The sequence below is a fragment of the Teichococcus oryzae genome (assembly GCF_008386565.1).
GTDB lineage: Bacteria > Pseudomonadota > Alphaproteobacteria > Acetobacterales > Acetobacteraceae > Pseudoroseomonas > Pseudoroseomonas oryzae.
In genome coordinates this window covers 84,791-103,617 of the sequence record NZ_VUKA01000008.1, presented here as the reverse complement: position 1 = coordinate 103,617, position 18,827 = coordinate 84,791, and the positions used below count along the sequence as shown (strand labels likewise).

The following is an 18,827-nucleotide window of genomic DNA, read 5'->3' as shown; positions in this document are numbered from 1 at the left end:
GGCGCCGGATCTGCCCTATGCAGCGCGCATGCGGATCCTGGCAGTGGATGGCGCCCTGGCGCGTGCCTCGGCGGCGGTGTGGGCGGATGGCGCGGTGCTGGCGCAGGCGGCGCGGGATGGCGCGCGTGGCCAGGCCACCGCGCTGCCGCCCATGGTGGCCCAGGTGCTGGCCGAGGCCGGGCTGGCCGCGACGGAGCTGGATGCGGTGGCGGCGGTGGTCGGCCCCGGCGGCTTCACCGGCCTGCGGGCTGCCCTGGCCCTGGCGCAGGGTCTCGCCCTGGCGATCGACCGCCCCGCCATCGGCGTCACCACCGGGGAAGCCCTGGCGGCCAGCCTGCCGGACCGGCTGCGGGCGGACCATGCCGTGTGGTCGGTGACGGACACCAAGCGCGGCCGCGTGCTGCTGGAACGCTTCGCCCCCGGCGCCGCCACCGCCGCGGGGCCACCGGAGCCCTTCATGCTGGAAGACCTCCCGCCCCAGGACCGGCCGGTGGTGCTGGTGGGCGATGCGGCCGAGGCGGCGGCGCGGGTGCTGGCGGAGCGCGGCACGCCGCCGCATGGCATCGGCGCGGCCCTGCCGGAAGCGGGCGCCGCCGCCGCCGTGGCGGCGCTGCGGCTGGCCGGGCACCTTCCCCCCCTGCCGGCACTGCCCCTGTATGTGGAGCCGCCTGCCGTCCGCCCTCCCGCCGGTGCATGAGCTGCGTGCCGCCCTGCCGGCCGATGCGGAGGCGCTGGCGATCCTGCACGCCGCCAGCTTTCCGGCGGCCGAACGCTGGGGCGCCGACGCGATCCGGCTGATGCTGGAGATGCCAGGCGCCTTCGGCCTGCTGTCGGCGAGGCTGGGCTTCATCCTGTGCCGCGTGGTGGTGGACGAGGCGGAGGTGCTGACCCTGGCGGTGCGGCCGGAAGCGCGGCGCATGGGCCTCGGCGCCGCCTTGCTGGGCGGGGCGCTGGGGCTGGCCGCGGCGCGGGGCGGCGCCCGCATGTTCCTGGAAGTCTCGGCCAAGAATGCGGCGGCACAGGCGCTTTACGCGGCTGCCGGCTTTTCGGTGGTGGGCCGCCGGCGGCGTTACTATGCCGATGGCAGTGATGCGCTGGTTCTGAGCCGCGACTGCAAAGCATAGCCATCGAAATCGCCGGGCGTCGCGGCGTCGATTTAACGGGCGTTCCTGCTTCGTCATGCCATTATGCCGACTCGGCAAGTCGCCGGCTGAAGGACAGCTTGCGGCATTCACGCGACGCTGATGCGTGCAGCGAAAGCAAAGATGGCAAGTGCCGGTTGTGGCCGGCATCATTGTTCCTGTTGCGATTTCTTACATGCCAGTATTTCAACGGGAAACGATTTTCTCATTTCCGAAGAAAATCGCGCATTGCGGTTCTAACTTATTGGGCGATATATTGACGCAAAGCATGGCCGGTCATGAACCCCAAGGACTGCGCCACAAAGCTCCAGTGAGGTTTTGGTGATGTCCGAAGAACAAGGCCCGCGCGAACTTCTTGGCCTGACAGCCCAGATTGTCGCGGCCCATGTATCGAATAATTCCGTCTCGCTGGCCGATGTTCCCGCGCTGATCGAGCAGGTGCACCGCACCCTTTCCGGCCTCGGCACCACGCCCGTCGTTGTGGCGCCGCCGCCCGAGCGGCCGCAGCCCGCCGTGCCGGTCAAGAAATCGGTTACCGATGACTACTTGGTGTGCCTGGAAGACGGCAAAAAGCTGAAGATGCTGAAGCGGCATCTCAAGACGGCCTATGACATGACGCCGGAACAGTACCGGGAGCGCTGGGGCCTTTCCCCGGACTATCCGATGGTGGCGCCGAACTATGCGCGGCACCGTTCCTCGCTGGCCAAGAAGATCGGCCTGGGCACCAAGCCGCGCCCCGCGCGCCCGCGCCGCGGCACGGTCAACGCCTGACGCAGGGCGGCGCAAGCGCCGCCGGCTTGCCTTCGGGCCGCGATAATGGCAAGGCAGCGGCACCCGGATGTTGCACGGGATCCGGCCTGCCGGATGCCCGGTTCGCCGGCCGCAGGCGGCATGATTTCTGACATGCTGCGCTGTCGTGTCATAATGCGCGCGGGCGCGGCGGCCCTTCGCCCCGCCCGGCACCGGAGAGTACCTGACCGCCCCCATGGACACGCGCACAGACACGCCCCGCGACGCCGAGACCAGCCCCGACCCCTTGCGGATCGAGCGGCTGTGCGTCGAGCGCGGCCTGAAGATGACCGGCCAGCGCCGGCTGATCGCGCGCGTGCTGTCGGAAGCCGTGGATCATCCGGATGTGGAGGAACTGTACCGCCGGGCCTTGGCGCTCGATTCCCGGGTTTCCATCGCCACCGTGTACCGCACGGTGCGGCTGCTGGAAGAAAAGGGCATCCTGGAGCGGCATGATTTCGGCGGCGGCCGTGCCCGCTATGAGGCCACCGACCATGGCCATCATTACCACCTGATCGACATCGACACCGGCAAGGTGATCGAGTTCTCCGATGCGCAGCATGAGGCCCTGGCCAAGACGATCGCCGAGCGCCTTGGCTTTGTCCTGGTCGGGCACCGGCTGGAACTGTTCGGCCGCCGCCCGAGCGGAGCCGAGGAAACGCCACGCCGCGGCGCGCGCCGCCGTGGCGGAGAAACGGCATGAGCCTGGATGCGGGCGCCGGCTTCGGTGAATTGCGCACGGGCAATCTGGGCGTCCGCATCGCCATCGACCCGGCCGAGGTCGATGCCGCCCAGGCGCTGCGCTACCGCATCTTCTATGGCGAGATGGGCGCGCATCCGGATGCCGAGACGGCCCGCCTGCAGCGCGACCGCGATGATTTCGACGCGGTGGCCGACCATCTCCTGGTGCTGGACCATGATCTGGGAGAAGGCGTGGCGGCCGTGGTCGGCACCTACCGGCTGATCCGGCGCGGCGCGGCGGCGCGGGTCGGCGGCTTTTATTCGGCCTCGGAATACGACATCGGGCCGCTCCTGCGGCAGCCGGGCGAGATCCTGGAACTCGGCCGCTCCTGCGTCGATGAGCGCTACCGCAACCGCCAGGCCATGCAGTTGCTGTGGTCGGGCATCGCCGCCTATGTGTCGAAGCACCAGATCGGCCTGATGTTCGGCTGCGCCAGCCTGCCGGGCACGGATCTGGATGCGCTGGCCCTGCCGCTGACCTATCTGCACAGCCAGCACCTCGCCCCGTCCGCGCTGCGCCCCCGGGCCTTGCCCGAACGCTTCGTGGCGATGGACCGGATGGACCCCGCCGGGATCGATCCACGCGCGGCCCTGGCGGAGCTGCCGCCGCTGGTGAAGGGCTATCTGCGCCTCGGCGGATTTGTTGGCGATGGCGCGGTGATCGACAGCCAGTTCAACACCACCGATGTTTGCGTCGTGGTGAAGACCGAATTGGTGACCGAGAAATATTCGCGCCATTACGAGCGCAAGATCGGCACCCGGGACTAGCCTGCGCAATGCCACGCTCCCTTGCCGGCGGCACGCGGCCCTGCCTTTTCCCGTTCCCGCCATGGGTTCCGGGCTCCTGAGCCGGCACGCCCTGCCCGGCCCGCCCGTTCCGCTGGATGGCTCAGCCCCGGGCCAGCCGGAGCGGCTGCGCCCGCTCCTGCGCGCCACCACGCGGCTGATAGCCGTGATCGCCTGGACCCTGCTCTGCATCCCCGTGCAGTTCGTGCTTCTGCTGCTGCCGGGCAGGGGCAGGACGGTCCTTCCCCGCCTTTATCACCGCGTGCTGTGCCGGCTGATCGGGCTGCGGGTGCGGGTGGTGGGTGAGGCGAGCCACGCCAGGCCGGCCCTGTTCGTCAGCAATCATGCGTCGTGGCTCGACATCCTGGTGCTGGGCGGGGTGCTGGAAGCGGCCTTCGTTTCAAAGGCCGAGGTCGGGCAATGGCCGTTGATCCGCACGGTGGCACGGCTTGGCCAAACGGTGTTTGTCAGCCGCAGCCGCGGCCGCACCAGCCAGGAGGCACAGGCGATGCGGCAAAGGCTGGAGGAAGGCGGCAGCCTGATCCTGTTCCCGGAAGGGACCAGCAATGACGGCACCCGCGTCCTGCCCTTCCGTTCCGCCTTTCTGGGCCTCGCCGATGCGGCGGCGGCGGTGCAGCCGGTTTCGGTCGCTTATGATGGCCTGGGCGGCCTGCCGGCGCGGCGCTGCGACCGCCCGCTTTTTGCGTGGTATGGCGACATGGAGATCGGCAGCCATTTCTGGCAACTGGCGCGGCTGCCGGGCGGCAGTGTCACGGTGTTGCTGCACGAGCCGGTGGCGCCGGGCGCCTTCGCGAACCGCAAGGACCTGACCTCGGCGGTGGAGCGGACGGTGGTGCATGGCGCGGCCGCCTTGCGCCAGCACCGGCCGGCGACCCCGGCAAGCACGCAGCCCGGCCGTGGCGGCCTTGCATTCAGCTGAACGGGCCGCGAAAGGCCCGGCCGCTCAATCGGTCGGCGCGAGGCTCTTGATCAGGTCGAAGACGCGCTTGCGCACGGCCGGCTCCGTGATGCGGTAATAGGCGCGCACCAGTTCCAGCGTTTCGCGCTTGTGCAGCGTATCGTCCTCGAAGCCTTCCTGATTTTCGGCGAAGCCACCCATCCGGGCGCGCAGCGCCGAGGTGCCGCCGCCCATGGCATCGGGCATGTCGTCGAAGAAGAAACCGATCGGCACGTCCAGCACACGGGCCAGGTCGAACAACCGGCTGGCGCCGATCCGGTTCACGCCCCGCTCGTATTTCTGCACCTGCTGGAAGGTCAGGCCGAGCGCCTCGCCCAGCTTCTCCTGGCTCATGCCGAGCAAAGTGCGCCGCAAACGGACGCGGGAGCCGACATGCACGTCGATGGGGCTCGGTCGATGCTCGCGCTCAGTGCGCTCCGCCACTTGATCGCTTGGCATGGTCAATCTCCGCCACATCCCAGGCAAGCCGGTCGGCCGTCTTGCGGTTCCATGAGTTGAGTTAAGTTACACGCAGAACTTTGTCAACTCTTTCGAGAATTCTGTTTTATGAGACGGATCCACGCCGTTTCATCACCTTTCCGTGGATTTCCGGCGAACAGTCACAACTCCCAGCATCAGAAAGGCCAGCAGGACCGGCAGCCCGTTGCCGGTTTTTGCAAAAAAAGTGGCCGGAAGTGGTGAAGGCAAAGGTGCAGACACGCTACCACTCTCGCCAAGATCGAGAAGCGCCAATATACGGCCTCGCGCATCCATGAGGGCGGATACCCCGGTCTGCGCGGCCCGGGCGAGTGGCAGCCCCTCCTCCACAGCCCTCAGACGTGCCGCCGCCAGATGCTGGTAAGGCCCCGCAGAGAAGCCGAACCAGGCATCATTGGTGATGTTGACCAGCCAGGCGGGCCGGTTTCCAGGCGCCGCCACGGCGCCGGGAAAGATCACCTCGTAGCAAATCAGCGGGCTGAAGGCCGGCAATCCGGCCGGCGCCAGTGAAACAGGACCCGGGCCAGCGCTGAAATCCAGCCCGCCCTGCACCACCCGCACCGGCAGCAACCCGCCCAAGGGCATGTATTCGCCGAATGGCACCAGATGCGCCTTGTCATACACCGACAACAGTCCGCCATCCGCCCCAACCGCCGAAAGGCTGTTGAAGACGCGGCTCGCCCGCCCCTCCGCTCCCCATTCCGCCCGCACCGAGCCCGCCAGCAGCACGCCGCCCGGAGGCAGGGTCCGGGCGGCATAATCCCGCGCCGCCTCGTCCAGGGGGAGCAGGAAGGGGCTGGCCGTTTCTGGCCAGATCGCCACCAGCCGGCGGCCCGGCGCAGCGGCGGCGGCACGCGCCGCCCCTTCCCGCGTCAGGTCCAGGTAGCGGCGAAAGATCGGCCAGCGCTGTTCCTCGCGCCACTTGGCTTCCTGCTGGATGTTGCCCTGCACCAGCAGCACCTCCACCGGCTGGGGCGGCGGTTCCGGCGCCGCCAAGCGAGCCCAGCCGAAGCCGCCCAGCGCCAGCGCCGCCGCCGCCCCACCGGCGCAGGCCCGCCATCCCAGCGCCGGCAACCCCGCCAGCAGCATGGTCAGCAGCGACAGGCCGAACATCCCGACATAGGCCGCACCCTGGAGGGGGAGGGCATCAAAAGCCCAGACGGTGCCCAGTGCGTTCCAGGGAAAGCCGGTGAACATCCAGCCGCGCAGCCATTCGGCCAGGGTCCAGGCCGCCGCCAGGGCCAGCCAGCGCCGCCAGCCGGGCCGGGCCCGCCACGCCACCGCCGCCGCCAGCGCCACATAGGCAGCGAGTGGAAGGGCGAGGCCCGGCACCGCCACCGGCACCAGCCAGCCCCAGCGCCAGGGATCGGTCAGCAGCGCGTGGCTGATCCAGTAGAGCCCCGCCACATGATGCCCCCAGCCCCAGGCAAGGCCGATCAGGGCGGCGCGGCGGGCGCTGCCGGCCCCCTCCAGCAGGGCCAGCAGGCCGGGAATGGACAGCAGCAGCACCGGAACAACATAAAGCGGCGGCAACGCCAGGGCGGCCAGGACGCCCAGCCCGAAGGCGGCGAACAAGGCCCGACGGCCCTTCAGGGCTGTGAGGCGAGCAAGCAATGAAGCATCCCCAGTCAAGAAGAAGTCCGTGCAAAAAAAGTCCGGGGGAATGCACCTCCCCCGGACCCTCCCCGTTTTTCCGATCTGCGAAAGCAGCGGAAGCCTTATTCGGCGGCGGCGCGCGGCTGCTGGGCATGGATGCCGGGGCGGCGCAGCCGCAGCCGGCGGATGCGCCGCGGATCGGCATCCAGCACCCGGAACTCGACGCCGGAGGAATGCGACACCAGCTCGCCCTTGGCCGGCACCCGGCCGGCCAGGGTGAACACCAGGCCGCCCACCGTGTCGATGTCCTGCTCGCGCTCGTCCTCGGTCAGCAGCGGGCCCACCTTTTCCTCGAACACCTCGATCGGCGTCCGGGCATCGAGGTCGATCAGCCCGTCGGTGCGCTCGATGATCTGCGGCGCCACATCCTCGTCATGCTCGTCCGAGATGTCGCCGGTGATGGTTTCCACCAGATCCTCGATGGTGACGAGGCCGTCGATGCCGCCATATTCGTCCACCACCAGCGCCAGGTGCATGCGCGCCTGCCGCATCTGCAGCAGCAGGTCGAGCACCGGCACGGACGGCACCACGAAAAGCGGCTTGCGCAGCACCGCCGCCATGCTGAAGGGAGCCTCGCGGCCGACGCTGGCGAACACGTCCTTGATGTGCACCATGCCGACGATGTCATCGAGCTGCTCCCGGTAGACCGGGAAGCGGCTATGGCCTTCGCGCTGGATCAGGCGGATGGCCTGTTCCAGCGTCAGATCCTCGGGCATTGCGACGATGTCGGCGCGGGGCACCATCACGTCATTGGCCGTCTTGCCGCGCAGCTTCAGCACGTTGCGCAACAGGGCGCGCTCCTGCACGTCCAGGTCGGGGCGCGGCGGGCCCTCATGCTCGTGGTGCTCATGGTGTTCGCGGCCCTCGACCAGCGCTTCCATCTGGTCGCGCACGGTTTCGGCGTTCCGCTTCCGTAGCAGGCCCTGGAGGCGCCACAGGATGCCCTCGCGGGTTTCGCGCGTCTCGCTCATGTCACGCCCCGCCAGGGGTTGGGCAGGCCGAGGCGGCGCATGATGCGGGCCTCAGCGCGCTCCATGCGGCGGGCCTCGCCGGCGGCGATGTGGTCATGGCCGCCGAGATGCAGGGTGCCATGCGCCACCAGATGCGCCAGATGCACGGACACCTTCCGGCCAGCTTCCCGCGCCTCGCGCCGCACCACACCAAGGCCCAGTGCGATGTCGCCGAGATGGCCGAATCCCTCGCCGGGGAAGGACAGCACGTTGGTGGGCTTGTTCTTGCCGCGATGCTCGCCATTCAGGCGCTTCACCGAACGGTCATCGGTCAGCAGGACCGTCATGCTTCCGGCGGGCGCGCCGACCGGGGCGGCGGCGCCCTCCGGTCCGCTCAGGAAGCCATCGCCGGCCATCTCGGCCCAGGCGGCTTCGGCGGCACGGCGTGCCAAGGCGCCGGCGCGCGGCACCGCCGCACGCCATTCCGGGGTGTCGATCAGCACGACCACCTCCGGGTTTGACTGCCCGACCACGTCGCCGTGGCCGGGCCTAGAACTTCCCGGTTCCATCACTCTCCTTCCTGCCGGGGCGGCCCATTTCCATCCCGGCGCCGCCCCACCCCTCCCGCACGCGCGGAGGAGCCACCGGCCACCCCAGTGGCCGATTGATCGGCCCGGTTATACGCGGCCACGATCCGCGCTACCAGCGGATGTCGCACCACGTCCGATTCCGTGAAGCGCGACACGCCGATCTCCTCGACACCCTCCAGGATGGAAAGGGCTTCCGCCAGGCCGGAACGCTGGCCAGGCGGCAGGTCCACCTGGGTGGGATCGCCGGTGATGACCATCCTGGTGCCCTCCCCCATGCGGGTGAGGAACATCTTGATCTGGGCCGGCGTGGTGTTCTGCGCCTCGTCCAGGATGGCGTAGCAATGCGCCAGGGTGCGGCCGCGCATGAAGGCCAGCGGCGCGATCTCGATCTCGCCCGTGGCGATGCGGCGCTGCACCTGATCGGCCGGCATCATGTCGTTCAAGGCGTCGTAAAGCGGGCGGAGATAGGGATCGACCTTCTCCTTCATGTCGCCCGGCAGGAAGCCCAGCCGTTCCCCGGCCTCCACCGCCGGGCGGCTCAGCACGATGCGGTCCACCCGCCCGGCCAGCAGCAGCGCGACACCCTGGGCCACCGCGAGATAGGTCTTGCCGGTGCCCGCCGGGCCGATGCCGAACACCATGTCCGCCCGCGCCAGCTGATCCATGTAGGAGGCCTGGGCGATGGAGCGGGGCGCGATGGCGCCCTTCTTGGTGCGGATCGCCGGCAGGTCGGCCAGCGGAAGGCGCGGCTCGCTGTCCAGCCGCCGCTGTTGCGGCGCGGGTGCGCCTTCCGCCAAACGCAGCGCCGCCTCGACCTCGGCCATGCCCACAACCTCGCTCCGCTCCAATTGCCACCACAGGGAGCGGATGGCCGCTTCCGCCACCTCCGCCGCCTCGGCATTGCCGATGATCGACAGCCGGTTGCCCCGGCAGGCCAGCCGCACGCCAAGGCGCTGTTCGATGCGCGCCAGATGCCGGTCATGCTCGCCGAACAACAGCGGCAGCAGGGCGTTGTCGTCGAATTGCAGCGTCACGGTGCGGGCGGCTGAAACGGTGTCAGCCATGAGGGGCCGGTTCAGCGCGCGGGGGTCGGCCCGCAGCGCAATGGGGGCGGGGTTGCTCAAGCGGTCGCAAGCTCCTTCTCACTGAGCAAGGTTGCGGACAGGGAATTGGGGTGCGCGGCATCGATCCGGACCTTCCCCAGGCGTCCCGCCCAGTGCGCGGGCGCCATCACATGCACCGGCTGGAGCCAGGGGGTGCGGCCGGCCACCTGCCCGGGATGACGGCCCGGGCCGGTGAACAGGATCTCGCATTCCCGGCCGACGCAGGCGCGGTTGAAATCATCCTGCTGCTGGCGCAGCAGGGCCTGCAATTCCTGCAGCCGGGCATCCTTCACCGCCTCGGCCACCTGCAGGGGCTGCCCGGCGGCGGGCGTGCCGGGGCGGGACGAATACTTGAAGGAATAGGCCAGGGCGAAGCCCACCTTCTCCACCAGCGCCATGGTGGCGGCGTGGTCGGCATCGGTTTCGCCTGGATGGCCGACAATGAAGTCGGAGGACAAGGCCATGTCCGGCCGCGCTTCCCGCAGCTTGTCGGCGGTGCGGAAGAACAGCTCCGCCTTGTGCTGACGGTTCATCGCCGCCAGCATCTTGTCCGAGCCGCTCTGCACCGGCAGGTGCAGGAAGGGCATCAGGGCGGGGATGCGGCCATGCGCCCCGATCAGCGCGTCGTCCATGTCGCGCGGATGGCTGGTGGTGTAGCGCAGCCGCGCCAGCCCATCGATCTCGGCCAGCTCATAGAGGAGGCGGGACAAGGTCCAGCTGGAGCCGTCCGGCGCCTCGCCATGCCAGGCATTCACGTTCTGCCCGAGCAGCGCGATCTCCCGCGCGCCGCCGGCCACCAGCCGCTTCGCTTCCGCCAGGATGGCGGCCACGGGGCGCGAGAACTCGGCGCCGCGGGTATAGGGCACCACGCAGAAGGAGCAGAACTTGTCGCAGCCTTCCTGGATGGTGAGGAAGGCGATCGGCCCCTGATTGGCGGAAACCTCCGGCAGCAGGTCGAATTTCTGTTCCACCGGGAAATCGGTGTCGATCTGGGCGCCGGCGGCGCGGGAAGCGCGGGCCACCATCTCCGGCAGGCGGTGATAGGTCTGCGGGCCGAGCACGATGTCCACCCAGGGGGCGCGGGCGGTGATCTCGGCGCCTTCCGCCTGGGCGACGCAGCCGGCGACCGCCAGCACCATCTTCTGCCCGGCGGCTTCCTTCTCGTTCTTCAGCAGTCGCAGCCGGCCAAGGTCGGAGAACACTTTCTCCGACGCCTTTTCGCGGATGTGGCAGGTGTTGAGGATGACCATGTCGGCCTCCTCCGGCGTTTCGGCGGGGCCGTAGCCGAGCGGCGCCAGCACATCCGCCATGCGGGTGCTGTCATATACGTTCATCTGGCACCCCCAGGTGCGGATGAACAGCTTCTTGCGATTGGGAATGGCGGCCGTCGCTGTGGTGATCGGGGATGGTGAGGTCATGACGCGGGTGAGTCCGGAAGGGCGGGACCCGGCGGCACGCGCCAGCCGGGGCCACCCCAGGCCGGGGCGGCAGGCTGGGCGGATGTGCGGGGCGCGTGGCCGCGGGTCAAGCGTCCAGGCTCCCCGGGACCGCGGAATCGGTCGGCGATCGGGGCCGCATCATGCTTCAGGAGAGTTGCGGATGGCGCTCCGCCCGGTCAAGGCAAACCCGCCCCGCCATTGTGACGATTTCGCGCGGGGCCGGCCCGCGGCGGCGGCATGGGCCTCCCCCTGGAAACGGCTCCGGGCGATAACCATTGGCTTCGCCGCCGCCGCCATGCCTAGAACAGCGCCCGGATCATGAGCGCGATACCTGAATTTTCCCGCCCCGAGATCATCTACGAGGATGATGCGCTCCAGGCGGTGCATCAGCCCGGCACCGCCGGAACCAGCCTCGTCACCTTTGGCGGCCTGACCGACCGCCCGGCTTCCGGCCCGGATGGCCCCTGCTTCTGGGGCCAGAAGCCGGCGGCGCAGCTTGGCCTGAACACAGTGGGCGTGCTGGCCAAGGCGGAAAACTGGTATCCCGCCGAGGCCATGCGCCGCGCGGCGCCGGCGATCCGAGCGCGGCTCGGTCCCCACAGCCTGGGCTATGGCTTCAGCATGGGCGGCTATGCGGCGCTCAAGCATGGGCGGTTGCTCGGGCTGGACGCGGCGCTGGCGGTGTCGCCGCAAGCCTCGATCGACCCGGCCGACATCGCCGATGACCCGCGCCATCATGCCCGCTTCGACCCGCGGCGGCACGGCGCCATGCTGGTGGAGCCGGGCGACCCGCCGCCCTTCGCGGTGCAGATCGTCGATCCGCATGAGCCGCATGACCGCCTGCAGGCCGCGCTGATCGCCGCGCGCTGCGCCGTCGCCACCGTGCCGCTGCCCTTTCTCGGCCATGCCACCATCTGGCACCTCGCCGACACGGCGCTGCTCGGCCGCCTGCTGGAATGCCTGCGGAAGCGCGACGCGGAAAGGCTGCGCCAGGCGCTGCGCGACCATCGCGCCCATTCCCCCCATTGGGCCCGGCTGATGGGGCGCGCGGCCTTTCAGCGGGGCCGCCCGGCACAGGCGGAAAGGCTGTGGCGGCATGCGGTGGCGCGCGGCCTTCCCGCCGGCTGGCTGGCGCCAGAGCGGGCCGCCGCGCTGGAAGCCCGCGCGCTGCGCCTCGGCGAACAGGGCCGCGCCGCCGCCGCGCTGCCCTTCTGGCTGGAAGCGGCGCGGATCCTGGGCCACGACGCCGCCGCGCAATTGCGGATCGCCGCCGCCTTGCGGCGCCAGGGCCAGGAGGAGGCCGCCCTTCCATTGCTGCGCAACGCCATGGCGCTGGCGCCAGACGATCCGGCGACGCCCCTCGCCCTGGCGGATGCGCTGGACGCGCTGAACCGGCCGGATGAGGCGGTGGCGACGCTGCTCGGTGCCGCCGCCCTGATGCCGGATGCCGAGGCGCGGCTGGCGGCGCGGCTTTGGTGCCTGGCCGACCGGGACGAGCAGGAAGCAACGCTGCGCCGCGCGCTGGGCGACGCGGCCCATCCCGTTGCGCGTGGGCTGGCCGCCTTGCAGCTCGGCCGCCTGGCCCTGCGAAGGGGCGATGTGGCCGGGGCGGCGCGCCTGGCGGAACAGGCGGTGGCATGGCTTCCCCGCAGCGACCAGCCGCTGCTGCTGCAATGGCAGGCCCAGGAGGCCGGGCAGATCCCACAGGCTTCCGGCGAAGCAGCCCCGCCGCCGCCCGCCTCCGCTCCCCGGCCGGGCGGGACGGGCTGGCTGCGGCGCTGGCTCGGCGGGGGACCGTTGTCCGGCGGCTGAGCATCAAACGCGGCCCTCGACGCCGCCGGCCATGCCGCCCCATATGTGCTGCGATGTTTCCTGCCGCCGAACCTTTCGCGCTTTATGTCCATTGGCCGTTCTGCGCCTCGAAATGCCCGTATTGCGACTTCAACAGCCATGTGCGGGAGCGCGTGGACGCGGCGCGCTTCGGCGCCGCCCTGTTGCGCGAGCTGCGCTTCGAGGTGGAGCGCCTGGCCCGCGAGGCGCCGGGTGGCAATGCGGGGCGCCGCCGCCTCCGCTCCATCTTCTTCGGCGGCGGCACGCCAAGCCTGATGCCGCCCGAGCTGGTGTGGGACATCATTGCCGAGGCCACCCGGCTGTTCGAGCCGACGCCGGATATCGAGATCACGCTGGAAGCCAACCCCACCAGCGTCGAGATCGGCCGCCTGCGCGCCTTCCGTGCCGCCGGGGTGAACCGCGCCAGCCTGGGCGTGCAGTCGCTGGACGAGGCGGCGCTGCGCTTCCTGGGCCGCCGGCATGACGTGGCGCAGGCGGTGGCGGCGCTGGAAGCGGCGCGGGAGCTGTTTCCACGCCTGTCCTTCGACCTGATCTATGCCCGCCCCGGACAGGCGGAGGACGCCTGGCGCGCCGAGTTGCGCCAGGCCCTGTCGCTGGCCGCCGACCACCTGTCGCTCTACCAGCTGACCATCGAGCCCGGCACGCGCTTCGCCACCGAGCATGCGCGCGGCGCCTTCGCCCTGCCGGAGGATGACCATGCCGCTGCCCTTTACGCCGCCACCGCGGAGGAAGCGGAACGGTTCGGCCTGCTTCCCTATGAGGTGTCCAACTATGCCGTGCCGGGGGCGGAAAGCCGGCACAACCTCGCCTATTGGCGCTATGCCGATTATGTCGGCGTCGGCGCGGGGGCGCATCAGCGGCTGCTGCTGCGCCAGGGGCTGGTGGCCTTCCGCCGCCATCGCGGCCCGGAGGAATGGCTGGCCCGCGTCGAGGCGGAAGGCCATGCCGTCACCGCCACCGAGATCCTGTCCCCCGCGGACCGCGCGCGCGAGGCGCTGCTGATGGGCCTGCGGCTGGCCGAGGGCGTCGATCCCGCCCGCATCCGCCAGCGCACCGGCCTGGCGCTGGAGGACGCGCTGGAGCCGGACATGCTCGCCGCCTGCCTGGAGGAGGAGTACCTGCGCTGGACCCCGGAAGGCCGACTGGCCGCGACCGAGGAAGGCCGGCTGCGGCTGGACCTGATGCTGCCCCGCCTGCTGCGGTGATGCGCCGCGCCGGGAGGCGCAGGCCTCCCCGCCACGCTTTCGATGGCCGGCCCTGGCCGCGCGGGCGGTAAGGGCGGCGCCCCTTGCGCGGGATCGCCACGGCGGCGTCTTTCTTTCGCCACGGGGCGACGCCAGATAGGGCGCATGCTCCGACGCACCCTCCTGACCATCCTGCCGGTCCTGGCCCTGCCCCTGCTGCTTCCCGCCAGGGCGGGCGCGCAAAGCCCGCGCGGCGCCACCGCCTCCGGCCCCGTGCCGCCGCGCGAGCAGGGCCCGCTGCTGGCCCGCGCCGAGGCCTATCTGAACGGCATCACCACGCTGAAGGCGCGCTTCCTGCAACTGGCGCAGAATGGCGGGTCGGCCGAGGGCACCGCCTTTATCGCCCGGCCGGGACGGATGCGCTTCGAATACGACCCGCCCGAGCCCCTGCTGCTGGTCGCCTCCGACAACCAGTTCCTGTATTACGACCGGGAGCTGAAGCAGCCCTCCGTGGTGCCGGTCGGCTCGACGCCGCTGGGCCTGCTGCTGCGGCGGGAGATCCGCTTCGGCGGCGATGTCGAGGTGATGGAGGTGACGCGCAATGGCGGCTTCCTCGGCATCACCCTGCGCCGGCGTGACAACCCGGCCGAAGGCCAGCTGACCCTGGTGTTTTCCGAGCAGCCCATGGAGCTGCGGCAATGGCTCGTGGTGGATGGCCAGGGGCGGCAAACCCGCGTGACGCTGTCCACCATCGAGACGGGCATGCCGCTGGAACGCCGCCTGTTCACCTTCAACGACCCGCGCTTCTTCGAGGAAGAGCGCAACCGCTGAACCGTGTTCCGGCGGCATTGACCGCCGCTTTGCCGGGTGCTTCCTGTTCCGCAAAACAGGAGGAACCAAGATGCGGCGACGCATTCTCATGGGGGCGGCCCTGGCCGCGCCAGCCCTGGCGGCCTGCAGGGCGGCGCGCGCGGCGGCACCCTGGCCCAGCCCGGTCGCCCTTGTGGTGCCGTTCACGGCGGGCGGCTCCACGGACATCGCCGCGCGTGTCCTGGCGGAGCGCATGGGCCCCCGCCTCGGCCCGCAGGTGCGGATCGTGGTGGAGAACCGGGCCGGCGCCGGCGGCTCCGTCGGCAGCGACTACGTGCGCTATCGGCCAGCGGATGGCTCGACCCTGCTGATGGCCACCGCCTCCTCCCATGGCAGCAATCCCGCTGCCCTCCCCGACCGTACCCCTTATCACCCGGTGCGCGACTTCAGCCCGGTGGCGGTGGTGGGCGGCGGCCCGCTGGTGGTGGTGGTGCCGCAGGCTTCCCGCTTCCCCTCGGTGGCGGCGTTGTTCGCGGCGCTGCGGGAGAAGCCGGGCGATCTGCACTGGGCGACCTCCGGCGTCGGCGGCATCGGCCACCTGACCGGGGAAGCGATGCTGGTGCGCGCCGGCGGGCTGAAGGCCGAGCATGTTCCCTATCGCGGCGGCGCGCAGGTGATGGAGGCGCTGGCCAAGGGCGAGGTGGATTTCTCGCTGGAGGTCCTCGCTTCCGCCGCGCCGCATCTGCGCGACGGCGTATCGCGTGGCCTGGCGGTCACGGGCGCGGCGCGGCATCCGCTGCTGCCCGATGTGCCGAGCCTGGCAGAGGCCGGCCTCACGGGGTTCGACATCACCACCTGGAACGTCCTGCTCGGCCCGCCCGGCCTGTCGCAGGACGCGCTGACCGCGCTGAGCGCCGCCGCCAATGCCGCCCTGGCGGAGCCGGATGTGCGGCGCCGCCTGACCGCCGCGGGCGTGGACCCGGCGGGGCCAAGCACGCCCGCCTCCACCGGCGCCTTCCTGCAGGAGGAGCTGGCGAAGTTCCAGGAAGCCGTCCGCAGCGCGGGGCTGAAGCTCGATGGCTGAGGGGAAATGACCGCAACGGGTGCGCGGCGCCCGCCAAAGGAGCAGCCCCGGCGCCACCGCAACGCCGATGCCACGGATCTGCATGATTTCGCACTTGATCGCGCCATGCCGTGGCGCGACCTTTGAGCCATGCGCCCCCTGATCGGCATTCCCTGCTGCATGAAGGCCTTCGGTGCCTTCGCCATGCCCAACCACGCCGTGTCGGACCACTACATCAAGGTGGTCCTCGGCCCCATCGGGGGTATCCCGATCCTGGTGCCGGCGGCGGGCTCCGCCGTGGCTGCGGAGGTGCTGCCCCGGCTTGATGGGCTGATGCTGACCGGCAGCCGCTCCAACGTCGCGCCCGACCTGTATGCGGGCCCGCCCCATCTGGAAGGCACGCCGGAGGACCCCGCCCGCGACTCCACCACCATCCCCCTGATCCTCGGCGCGCTGGAGCGGGCCATTCCGGTGTTCGCGATCTGCCGGGGCTTCCAGGAGCTGAACGTCGCGCTGGGCGGCTCGCTGAACCAGCGCATCCAGGACCTGCCCGGCCGCATGGACCATTCCACTCCGACCGATCAGGCGCTGCCCAAGGTCCGGACCGGCAAGGCGCATGCGGTGCGGGTGGCGCCGGACGGCATGCTGGCGCGGCAATGGCAGGGGCTTGACTGGTCGCCGCAGGCGGTGCCGGTGAACTCCCTGCACAATCAGGGCGTGGCGCAGCTGGCGCCGCGGCTGGTGGCGGAAGCCTGGGCGCCGGATGGCACGATCGAGGCGGGACGGGTGGAGGGCGCCGCCGGCTTCGCGCTCGGCGTGCAATGGCACCCGGAATATGACTGGGCGGAGGATGCCCTGTCCCGCCGGCTGTTCGAGTCCTTCGGGGAAGCGGCACGCCGCCATGCGTCAAAAGGGGCCGATCTGGACCTGGCGGCCACGCTTGCGGCCGAATAGCCACAGTTTTCTTTCAACGGTCACGATCAAACGTTTTTGAGTTGCGCAAATAGCTCTTATCATAACGACCGCCGATGCCCATTCTCTGGCATGGGAAGCCGGTCCCCCAACTGGCCAACCCGACCATTCCCAACGGAATGCATCCCCCCGGCGCCCGGTCACCCCCCTGACCGGGCGCCATCTTTTTGCGCCCCTCCCCTGCACCGCGATCCCTGGTTACGCCCTCGCTTCCGGCCTATGGCTGGGCCATGTCGACCATCCGCATCGCCACCTGGAACATCAACTCCGTCCGCCTGCGCCTGCCCCTGTTGACAGGACTGGTCGAGGCGCTGCGCCCGGACGTGCTGTGCCTGCAGGAAACCAAGTGCCCGGACGAGTTGTTTCCGCACGAGGGCCTTTCCGCACTGGGCTTCGAGCACCGGGCCGCGCGTGGCATGAAGGGGTATAACGGCGTCGCCATCCTGTCCCGCATTCCGTTCCGCCTGCGCGGCGACGACCCCGACTGGTGTTCGCGCGGCGATTGCCGCCATATCGGCGTCGATCTCGACGTGCCTGGCGGGCTGGAGCTTCACGATTTCTACGTGCCGGCGGGCGGCGACATCCCCGACCGGAACATCAACCCGAAATTCGCCCACAAGCTCGACTTCGTCGCCGAGGCCACGGCCTGGAACGCGAGCCGCGGCCCGGCGCGCCGGGCGGTGATGGTGGGCGACCTCAACATCGCGCCGCTGGAATGCGACGTCTGGAGCCACAAGCAGTTGCTGGACGTGGTGTCCCACACCCCGGTCGAGGTGGCGGCGCTAAATGGCTGGCGGCAGGCCGGCCAATGGCATGACGCCATGCGCCACTTCGTCCCGCCGCCCGAGAAGCTCTACACCTGGTGGTCCTATCGCGCCCGGGACTGGGAAGCTTCCAACCGGGGGCGGCGGCTTGACCATATCTGGGTGAGCCAGGACCTGGCCGGCGGCCTGCGGGAGATGCAGGTGCACAAGCCCGCCCGCAGCTGGGCACAAACCAGCGACCACGTTCCTGTCATGATTGAGGTGTCACTGTAAGGCCATCTATTCCGGTGACATGCTGGTGACCGGATTGCCTTACGTGCTACAGAGCTGCGCATTTACGCTATAGTTGCAGCGCAATAATCCACTTCACGGCTTAAGGCCGTGTTCACTTGAAAGGAGCAGCAATGGCGCGCTTCCTGGTGACGGGCGGAGCCGGCTATGTCGGCAGCCACGTCGTGCTGGCCCTGCGTGAGCGGGGGGACGAGGTCGTTGTCCTGGACGACCTGCGACAGGGGCATCGCGCGGCTGTTCCTCATGACGTGGAGCTGGTGGTGGCCGACCTTGCCGACCGGCGGCGCCTGGACGAGGTGTTCGCCGGCTGGCGCTTTGACGGGGTGCTGCATTTCGCCGCCCTGTCCCTGGTCGGCGAAAGCATGCGCGATCCCCTGCGCTACCTGGCCGAGAACCTGGCCAACACGGCGGGGCTGGCGGATGCGGCGGTCAGGTCCGGCTGTCGCCGCTTCGTGCTGTCCTCCACCGCCGCGCTGTTCGGCAACCCCGAGCGCATGCCGATCGACGAGGAAGCGCGCATCTCCCCCGGCTCTGCCTATGGCGAAAGCAAGTTCATGGCCGAGACGGCGCTGGACTGGGCCGACCGGGTGCATGGACTTCGCTCCGCCGCGCTGCGCTACTTCAATGCCGCCGGCGCCGATCCGCAGGGCCGCCTGGGCGAGGACCACCAGCCCGAAACGCACCTGATCCCGCTCGCCATCGACGCCGCCCTCGGCCTGCGCGACCCGCTGACGGTGTTCGGCACCGACTACCCGACGCCGGACGGCACCTGCATCCGCGACTATGTCCATGTCACCGATCTGGCGGATGCGCATCTGCGGGTGATGGACGCGCTCGAAACCGGCCCGAGCGTCCGCTACAATGTGGGCAATGGCCGCGGCCATTCGGTGAAGCAGGTGATCGAGGCGGTGGAGCGCATCAGCGGCTGCCCGGTGCCGCATGATGTCGGCCCGCGACGCCCTGGCGACCCGGCGGTCCTGGTTGCCTCCAACGAGAAGCTGCGGCGCGAAACCGGCTGGACGCCGCGTTACGCGGAGCTGGATGACATCGTCCGCACCGCCTGGGCCTGGCGCTCGGCCCATCCACGCGGCTTCGATGACCGTTCGGCCATGCCGCTGGCCGGTGGGGCGGCCGGCGCTTCCACGGCCCGGGCGGCCTGAAAGGCAGCTTCCGCGCGACATTACCTCTTGGCAATCGCGGCATCGGCAGCACTTCCTTCCTCACGTGACAAGGAGATGCT

The 18,827-nt window shown here is 70.1% G+C and carries 19 protein-coding genes; 13 read left to right on the top strand and 6 right to left on the bottom strand.

Annotated features, from left to right (window positions below; genetic code table 11):
* Positions 1-28 precede the first annotated feature (28 nt).
* The 6 genes from tsaB (at position 29) to F0Q34_RS15350 (ending at position 4,398) form a co-directional block, all read left to right on the top strand.
* Entirely contained in the window at positions 29-697 is a 669-nt protein-coding gene (gene tsaB, locus F0Q34_RS15375) for a tRNA (adenosine(37)-N6)-threonylcarbamoyltransferase complex dimerization subunit type 1 TsaB (protein ID WP_149813114.1), read from the top strand.
* Positions 690-1,124, top strand: a complete 435-nt coding sequence (locus F0Q34_RS15370) for a GNAT family N-acetyltransferase (RefSeq protein WP_241665510.1) — start codon at positions 690-692, stop codon at positions 1,122-1,124. The genes tsaB and F0Q34_RS15370 overlap by 8 nt, the downstream gene beginning before the upstream one ends.
* A gap of 342 nt (positions 1,125-1,466) precedes the next feature.
* Positions 1,467-1,913 (top strand): MucR family transcriptional regulator, encoded by a 447-nt coding sequence (locus F0Q34_RS15365; RefSeq protein WP_149813112.1) that lies wholly within the window; start codon positions 1,467-1,469, stop codon positions 1,911-1,913.
* A gap of 214 nt (positions 1,914-2,127) precedes the next feature.
* On the top strand, positions 2,128-2,634 hold the full coding sequence (locus tag F0Q34_RS15360) for a Fur family transcriptional regulator (RefSeq protein WP_149813111.1): 507 nt from the start codon (positions 2,128-2,130) through the stop codon (positions 2,632-2,634).
* Positions 2,631-3,440 carry a GNAT family N-acetyltransferase gene (locus F0Q34_RS15355; RefSeq protein ID WP_149813110.1) on the top strand — a complete coding sequence of 270 codons (810 nt, stop codon included), beginning with the start codon at positions 2,631-2,633 and terminating at the stop codon, positions 3,438-3,440. Before F0Q34_RS15360 ends, F0Q34_RS15355 begins: the two co-directional genes overlap by 4 nt.
* A gap of 61 nt (positions 3,441-3,501) precedes the next feature.
* Positions 3,502-4,398, top strand: a complete 897-nt coding sequence (locus F0Q34_RS15350; RefSeq protein ID WP_149813109.1) for a lysophospholipid acyltransferase family protein — start codon at positions 3,502-3,504, stop codon at positions 4,396-4,398.
* A gap of 24 nt (positions 4,399-4,422) precedes the next feature.
* Here the strand turns inward: F0Q34_RS15350 and F0Q34_RS15345 are convergent, their stop codons facing one another.
* The 6 genes from F0Q34_RS15345 to miaB form a co-directional block, all read right to left on the bottom strand.
* Positions 4,423-4,875, bottom strand: coding sequence for a helix-turn-helix domain-containing protein (locus F0Q34_RS15345; protein WP_149813108.1), 453 nt, complete (start codon positions 4,873-4,875; stop codon positions 4,423-4,425).
* Between the two features lie 132 nt (positions 4,876-5,007).
* On the bottom strand, positions 5,008-6,528 hold the full coding sequence (gene lnt, locus F0Q34_RS15340) for an apolipoprotein N-acyltransferase (RefSeq protein ID WP_149813107.1): 1,521 nt from the start codon (positions 6,526-6,528) through the stop codon (positions 5,008-5,010).
* 104 nt (positions 6,529-6,632) lie between these two features.
* Positions 6,633-7,541 carry a hemolysin family protein gene (locus F0Q34_RS15335; RefSeq protein ID WP_149813106.1) on the bottom strand — a complete coding sequence of 303 codons (909 nt, stop codon included), beginning with the start codon at positions 7,539-7,541 and terminating at the stop codon, positions 6,633-6,635.
* The gene (gene ybeY, locus F0Q34_RS15330; protein ID WP_149813105.1) at positions 7,538-8,089 is read right to left on the bottom strand and encodes an rRNA maturation RNase YbeY; all 552 of its coding nucleotides are present in this window, start codon (positions 8,087-8,089) and stop codon (positions 7,538-7,540) included. Before ybeY ends, F0Q34_RS15335 begins: the two co-directional genes overlap by 4 nt.
* Complete coding sequence (locus F0Q34_RS15325) at positions 8,089-9,174, bottom strand: PhoH family protein (protein WP_149813137.1); 1,086 nt, start codon at positions 9,172-9,174, stop codon at positions 8,089-8,091. Before F0Q34_RS15325 ends, ybeY begins: the two co-directional genes overlap by 1 nt.
* A gap of 56 nt (positions 9,175-9,230) precedes the next feature.
* Positions 9,231-10,631 (bottom strand): tRNA (N6-isopentenyl adenosine(37)-C2)-methylthiotransferase MiaB, encoded by a 1,401-nt coding sequence (gene miaB, locus F0Q34_RS15320; RefSeq protein ID WP_149813104.1) that lies wholly within the window; start codon positions 10,629-10,631, stop codon positions 9,231-9,233.
* Positions 10,632-10,970: 339 nt separating this feature from the next.
* On the opposite strand from miaB, the gene F0Q34_RS15315 reads away from it, so the two are divergent.
* From F0Q34_RS15315 to galE, 7 genes are all read left to right on the top strand, one after another.
* A complete protein-coding gene (locus F0Q34_RS15315; protein WP_149813103.1) occupies positions 10,971-12,464 on the top strand; it encodes a tetratricopeptide repeat protein in 1,494 nt (497 codons plus the stop codon).
* A 53-nt stretch (positions 12,465-12,517) separates the two neighbouring features.
* The gene (gene hemW / locus F0Q34_RS15310; protein WP_149813102.1) at positions 12,518-13,708 is read left to right on the top strand and encodes a radical SAM family heme chaperone HemW; all 1,191 of its coding nucleotides are present in this window, start codon (positions 12,518-12,520) and stop codon (positions 13,706-13,708) included.
* Between the two features lie 144 nt (positions 13,709-13,852).
* Complete coding sequence (locus F0Q34_RS15305) at positions 13,853-14,518, top strand: LolA family protein (RefSeq protein ID WP_149813101.1); 666 nt, start codon at positions 13,853-13,855, stop codon at positions 14,516-14,518.
* A gap of 70 nt (positions 14,519-14,588) precedes the next feature.
* Positions 14,589-15,581, top strand: a complete 993-nt coding sequence (locus tag F0Q34_RS15300) for a Bug family tripartite tricarboxylate transporter substrate binding protein (RefSeq protein ID WP_149813100.1) — start codon at positions 14,589-14,591, stop codon at positions 15,579-15,581.
* 129 nt (positions 15,582-15,710) lie between these two features.
* A complete protein-coding gene (locus F0Q34_RS15295) occupies positions 15,711-16,514 on the top strand; it encodes a gamma-glutamyl-gamma-aminobutyrate hydrolase family protein (protein WP_149813099.1) in 804 nt (267 codons plus the stop codon).
* Positions 16,515-16,762: 248 nt separating this feature from the next.
* On the top strand, positions 16,763-17,569 hold the full coding sequence (locus tag F0Q34_RS15290; RefSeq protein WP_149813098.1) for an exodeoxyribonuclease III: 807 nt from the start codon (positions 16,763-16,765) through the stop codon (positions 17,567-17,569).
* A gap of 131 nt (positions 17,570-17,700) precedes the next feature.
* Entirely contained in the window at positions 17,701-18,747 is a 1,047-nt protein-coding gene (gene galE / locus F0Q34_RS15285) for a UDP-glucose 4-epimerase GalE (RefSeq protein WP_149813097.1), read from the top strand.
* The last annotated feature ends 80 nt before the right edge of the window (positions 18,748-18,827 follow it).